Genomic DNA, 1,119 nt, shown 5'->3' on the forward strand with positions numbered 1-1,119 from the left:
GCGAGTACTTACTGGGTGGTGCCACGTCTTGCCTCTCGTTTCCTTACGTAGAGATCCTATTGGGTCCCTGTCCGGAAACTTCGGGGCACCTCAGCTGGACGCCGAGGTTGAGCGGCTGATTGGTCTAGGACGCCGGTTCGATGCGCTCAAGGCTGTACGCCGTGCCGGCGGAGGGTTCAACCCCGCCGACGCGGTGTGCTTCGTCGATGCAATCAGTTCCGGGGTACAGCCGCCGTCGGATCTGATAGCTCGGCTGCCGCAGCCTGATACGCGGTACTTGGCCATCAATACCTACAGCGGGCCCAATCCCGAACCTGCGGGCTGGTCGCCTGTGCGTAGCACCGCATCCGGCCGCGGACGTCCCCGTTGAATCGGCCAGGCTATCGTCAGTTCTTCTGGAAGTGACGCGCCAAGTCTCTGACCTGGGGCTCTTCCTTGCGGTGTCTTTCTGACCAGCACCGATGTGGTGATCGGCTGTCATGGTCTGTCAACGTTGGTTCGCCTCCGACGGCCCGGAGACGGCCCCGGCTGCCGCTACCGCTTCTGGGCTCGGTACTGTTTGAGCAGAGCCGTGATCTTTTCGCTGTCGGCCGCGCCGTTCAGCTCGACCAGTAGAAGATCGGGACACAGCTCGTAGAGATCGCCCCACCATCGGCGCCCTCGGTTGTCCCAGATCCGGTAGCCGCCAGGCACGCCTCTGGCTACGTACCGACGCTTATTCATGGCTGCTCCCCAGGCCGTGACTGCCGCAGGGCTTCGTCACGGACTCCTTTGTCCTGGTCGGCGGCGAGTCTCACAAGCTGGTCCACGAACTCGTCCGTCCGGTCGTCGGCGATCATCCAACTCTGTTAGCCGAACACCTCGCCGTCGAGCTGGTCGGCGGTCCACCACTCCTCGGCCCGCGACAGCGCCGCCAGCACCGCGCGCAGACCGGCCAGGTCCCTCCGTTCGAGCAAGGCCTGCGCCGTCTCCTGCGTAACTGCGGTCTCGTGGGCGTCCAATAGGAGCCGCTCAAGGACTGGGCTGAACCGCCCCGGGTAGGTCGGAGACTCTAGATCGTGGTTGTGGCCTGGGGTTTCTTGGTTGTCCGGTAGTAGGTGGCTTCGTATTCGGCCGGTG

The 1,119-nt window shown here is 64.0% G+C and carries 1 protein-coding gene; it reads right to left on the bottom strand.

What is annotated here, in order from left to right; all coding sequences use genetic code 11:
• Positions 1 to 534: 534 nt before the first annotated feature.
• Positions 535 to 723, bottom strand: coding sequence for a hypothetical protein (locus tag ACZ3TS_RS43055; protein ID WP_467628741.1), 189 nt, complete (start codon positions 721 to 723; stop codon positions 535 to 537).
• Positions 724 to 1,119 lie beyond the last annotated feature (396 nt).

The sequence above is a fragment of the Streptomyces sp. NPDC022910 genome, assembly GCF_055561075.1.